Raw genomic sequence first — 4,511 nt, forward strand, 5'->3', positions numbered from 1 at the left:
TGCCATCAACAACGGACTAACGCTTGGCACCAACCTCTCTTATGACAGTGCCTTCAAGTCGCGCTTCTCCGCCGACATCAAGTGGCGCTTCAGTACAAATGGCGGTCCTGGGAAAGAAACGCCGAAATCCAATGCTGCAGTTAAAGCCCTAACATCAACCCCAAGCAATAGGGATGTGCGGGTGCACGATAACTTTGCCTGCGACTGTGGGACAGATGGCAACCATGCATGTGGTGGCAATGTCCTCATGCGAATGGCAGTTTATTTTTCTGGCTGTGGGGATGGAACCATGCACTGGTGGGATGAATGAGGCTAACCACACACAAAGCCCCTGCATGCAGGGGCTTTTTATTTCTTCAATCAACCTCAACAAGCCCCAAAACTCCATCCAATACCTGGCACCACCTCCCACCTCCACCGCAGGCATTGAGCCGCTTTCTCCGCCAAAGTAAATCCCAAATATTTCAACCCACAGCAAAGCCAGGCGTCTCCATCTCTTATCACTACTGATACACCTATCTCCTTAACACCACTACTAGATACTTCGCTCCCTGTCGCCATCACGGATGCCATTGACGCGTCTAAATCTCACTGCAATCTGGTGCCATTCGTCAGGGATTTGATTGAGGCGACAATCAAACGCAAACGGTAGTTGCTGTTGCCCTGGCGATACGCGCTTTCTTCTGCTTCTTTGAGCCCCTCTTGCCTCAACCAATCGCTTCAGCATCCTTGAGCCCCAGTGGCACTTCGCTGCTCCTTTAGCGTGGTGGCGATACCGCTGACAAAACCGCTCATAACGCTTGGAGCAGCCCTTCAGGGTTGGTGCCAGTTGCAGGAAACTGGGGTGCCACTCACTAATGCCATCAACTTCCAACCTGCCGTAGTGCCCATAGTTGGAATAGGGGTCATAGAAACCCTTTCGCACTCCAGCTGCTTTGGGGTTGGCGTGGATATACCTGAGTGTATTCAACACTCGCCTGTGGTCTTTTGGATGAATGGCAGTGGCGTAATACCTGGCTTCCCAGAAGTGCCCGCAACGACCAGTTAGGCGGTTGAGCGCCATTGCTGAATACCAGCCAACCCAATGCATCAAACGGGGGAGCTGGGAGGCGTCATCAGGTCTTATCAGCAGGTGCAGGTGATTTGCCATCAAACACACCGCATACAACCTATGTGGCACCTTGGCTTGTGCCTTAGCAAGCACCGCTAAAAGCACATCCCGTCTCAAGCCCTTGGCAATCAAAAACTGACGGCTATTGCACCTCAAGGTGATGTGAAAGGAATACCCCTGTGGCAGTTGGCGTGGTGAGCGGGGCATTGGTTTTTGGGGCTGACGCTTTCACCTTGATGCCCTGCCCTTAGGGGTCTTGGCATATTCCTGGCGGATTTGACTAACAAGAAGACCCTGCAGGTCTCTATAAGCCCTATTCACCTTCTGCACCTCAACCAGCATTGCCGCCTCTACATCAGGCAGGCGAATAGTAATGGTCTTCATTTGACTGCCTCCACTTGCTCTAATCGCTCCAGTTTCTCAGCAATCGCTGCACGACAGAATGCTGAGATATTCAGGCAGCGGCTTCTCTTCAGCAGGAGCAGTGCTTGGTGGAGCTGCTGAGCATCGCCTTCTGGGTAAGTGATGGTGAGTTGGTTTCTTCTCATTTCTTTTTGGTAATAGGTCGCTATTGAATGGGTCAAGGGCAATCAGCTCTAAGTTGGTCTGCTTGCCCAAATAACTGCTGATGCGTCTGTAGTCAGCTTCTGCTTGGTTGATGCGTTGAATATCTATTGATTTCCATTTAGATAATGCCTTGACCTTATGAGGCAATCGCTTGTGAAACAGGGTTTCCATCTCAACTTGAGTATTTAGGCTCTCTGGCAACCTCTCCACAATCAGGTGCGTATGAAACTGACCTGTGCCCTGATGGCTAGTTTCGTGGAAAAACAGCATCATTGGATAAGAGTATTCACCAGCACCTTTGATGCTCTTATCACGGCTCTTGTAGATGATGCGGTGGAGCTTGCGCTTGAGGTCAGCAACATCCTTCAGCAACTCATCTTCTTTGCTGTGGTGGTCTCGGTAGTGGAAACTGATAAACCACCAAGGGCTGGTACTTTGGAGCTCATTGCGTACAAGGCGCTTTATATTTCGTTTCAGCCGCTGGGCTTGCTGGCGCTCTTCTATTTGTATCTGGGGCATTTGAGTTTCTTCTGTTTCTTCTCACGCTGAAGCACTGGCGACCTTTTCAGCACCCAGCACTTCTTTTCTGTTGTATTGCTCGCAGCTTGCCGCTATGCGGTTGTTGCTCCTCAATCCACCGAGTGAGCACTGCAGGCGATGATTATTTATGCAAGTTGTTGTTTTTACAGGGCATCAATATGAGGATTTACTAACACCCCAACACCTGCAGGCAAAGCCAACAAGAGGGACACATCACGCATGCTTGTTTTTATTGATATTTCCGCCACGCATAACCAACCAACGCACCCACTTTTATAGCTTGGCTCATAACATCTTTTTCCATTTTCAGCTTCAGGCTGTCTGCCAACTCGGCATCTTCAATCTGCCTGTGGGCTTGGCATAGGTCTCCAGGAGCATCTTGGTGGAATGACCTGCTGCCGCTGCCAAGTCAGCGGGTGAGTTTCCCATTGCCAAAGCGTGAGACAGAAAACTATGGCGCTGGGCATAAAGGCGGCGGGGCTTCAATCCACAGCGCTGCAATGACCGCCTCCACACACGACCCAGCAGGTGGTCATAGACATTGGTGTGGCTGCTGTGAGCAAGAAATACAAGCCCATAGGGCTCATAGATGCCCAGCTGCTCCATCTGCTGCTGGTGCTGCTTCAACACATCCAGCACCTGGAGCGTCAGTGGCACCACTCGCTCCTTACCCGTCTTCGTCGGTGCCCAGCTGTGATGACCTGAGCAATAGCCATCACGCCTCAAGCTCTTGCACACCAGCACCTCACCTTCTTCCCAGCGGATGCAATCCCAGGTCAATCCCCTGATTTCGGCATTCCTCAGCCCCGTACTCAGCCACAGCAAAAACAGCGGGTAATACCAGCTCTCGTTGGTCTCCAGGTCAGCCAGCACAGCCTGGATTTCATCCACGCTCAGCACATCGCTCTGCACCGACCGCCGCTGCCACTTCAGCTTGTGGGAAAACAGATGGCGATTGCCCCCTGAGCACTGGCGGTAGTGGGTCATCAGCCCAGCAATCGTGCAGTCGCTCAAGCCACGCTCCTCTCTCAACCAGCGCAGAAACTCCTCTGCCTCACTGCGATTGCGGATGGGCTTCCCATAGCGCTCCAGCAGCTTGTGAGCGTGGATAGCGGCTGCCTGGCGTTTGCTCTCCGCCCGCACCCTCAGTGCCTCCAGCAGACCAACCTGCTTGCCATCCACCAGCGGCTGATATGCCATCAGGCTGCGGTCAAAGCTGCCCTGCTGGTAGTCGCTCCAAATCTGGGCGCTGATGGCTTGGGCTCTCGCCACTGCCACAGGGTCATCCCAGCGACCCAGGCGGTTGATAAACGCATCCTTCCCGTCAATCCTCACCCTCACCTGGAGCGTGCCGTTGTTGTTTCTCAGGGAAGGTGCCTTCTGCACGGGGTGCCGCTGGTGCTGACACCAGAGCTACGGCTCCACCACTGACCCAGCCAAGACAGCCGCGTCCACCCGTAGCTCTTCTTAGCTCTGGGGGTCTGCTGGGAAGAAAAAATCGGGGAGTTTTCTGGGCGGCGGCTTGGGAGTTGGCTGGGCGACCAATGGCAGCCGCAGAAATCTCAAGCCCAGCCTGAGCTCCTTGAGTTGTGGGCTCGCTTCACGCAGTGGTGAATGCCATAGCTCACATAGACATAAAAACGCCCTGGCTCACCAAAAAGCGTTTCGTTGCTGGGAGAGCGGCGGCGGAAGCCGTGGCAGGCGGGGTCCTCCTGGGAATACGCCTCGGTTTCCACCACCACGCCCCAAAGCAAGCTGCCGTCCTCTTGGCGTTTCACCAACCTGCAACCAATCAGGTCGGGGGCGACCAGCTCGGCGGGGCGGGCGAAGAAGGCTTGGGGGAGCGCTGGAGGTTGCTTGGTGATGGGCTGGGTGGCTATGGGAGTGGCTCCTGGTCTCTCCAGTGTGCTGACAACCGTGAAACTGCTCTAACTCCAATGACTGCAGGCGATGTCAGCTGCCACTATCTGCAGCAATAGAGATTGAGGAATGCAGCAGTCCATTCGCCTGAGCCTGTCGCTCACTGGTGCTGCTGCATTGGCACTGGCATCCATCCCTCAGGTCAACGCCAAGCCCGTTGAGGTCGCCCAAGGCTCAGCTGACGACCTTGGGGTGATGAGCATCAGCCTCAAGGATGTGGTCAAACCCCAGGTTGGCGTCCAGGCACAGACCCAAGCAGCTGGCACACCCAACCAGGCAGGTCTGGGTGGCTTCCTGCCCCTCGTCGTTGGCAAAAACAGCGTTTTCTTTGCTGATGTCCTGGCGAATGCCAACTTCGCTGACATCAATAACT

4 protein-coding genes and 3 pseudogenes are annotated in these 4,511 nt (G+C 54.2%); 3 read left to right on the forward strand and 4 right to left on the reverse strand.

Features of this window, described 5'->3' with window-relative positions; genetic code table 11:
- A pseudogene (locus CB0205_RS16580) lies at nt 1-310 on the forward strand (hypothetical protein); the annotation flags it as partial.
- Between the two features lie 225 nt (nt 311-535).
- Here the strand turns inward: CB0205_RS16580 and CB0205_RS15580 are convergent.
- Both CB0205_RS15580 and CB0205_RS16585 read right to left on the reverse strand, forming a co-directional pair.
- Nucleotides 536-1,318, reverse strand: a complete 783-nt coding sequence (locus CB0205_RS15580; RefSeq protein WP_010318200.1) for a transposase — start codon at nt 1,316-1,318, stop codon at nt 536-538.
- A 213-nt stretch (nt 1,319-1,531) separates the two neighbouring features.
- Nucleotides 1,532-1,849: a hypothetical protein gene (locus CB0205_RS16585; RefSeq protein WP_232197346.1), complete on the reverse strand. Its 318-nt coding sequence runs from the start codon at nt 1,847-1,849 to the stop codon at nt 1,532-1,534.
- Between the two features lie 72 nt (nt 1,850-1,921).
- Between CB0205_RS16585 and CB0205_RS16590 the strand changes: the two genes are divergently transcribed.
- Nucleotides 1,922-2,227 carry a hypothetical protein gene (locus CB0205_RS16590; protein ID WP_232197347.1) on the forward strand — a complete coding sequence of 102 codons (306 nt, stop codon included), beginning with the start codon at nt 1,922-1,924 and terminating at the stop codon, nt 2,225-2,227.
- Between the two features lie 303 nt (nt 2,228-2,530).
- Here CB0205_RS16590 and CB0205_RS0113945 read toward each other — a convergent pair whose 3' ends face one another.
- Both CB0205_RS0113945 and CB0205_RS15590 read right to left on the reverse strand, forming a co-directional pair.
- Complete coding sequence (locus CB0205_RS0113945) at nt 2,531-3,553, reverse strand: site-specific integrase (RefSeq protein WP_043706221.1); 1,023 nt, start codon at nt 3,551-3,553, stop codon at nt 2,531-2,533.
- A 266-nt stretch (nt 3,554-3,819) separates the two neighbouring features.
- A pseudogene (locus CB0205_RS15590) lies at nt 3,820-4,122 on the reverse strand (DNA-3-methyladenine glycosylase); the annotation flags it as partial.
- Between the two features lie 85 nt (nt 4,123-4,207).
- Between CB0205_RS15590 and CB0205_RS14980 the strand changes: the two are divergent.
- Nucleotides 4,208-4,511 (forward strand): annotated as a pseudogene (locus CB0205_RS14980) (carbamoyl-phosphate synthase L chain); the annotation flags it as partial.

It is taken from the genome of Synechococcus sp. CB0205 (assembly GCF_000179255.1).
In the GTDB taxonomy this organism is placed as follows: Bacteria; Cyanobacteriota; Cyanobacteriia; order PCC-6307; family Cyanobiaceae; genus Vulcanococcus.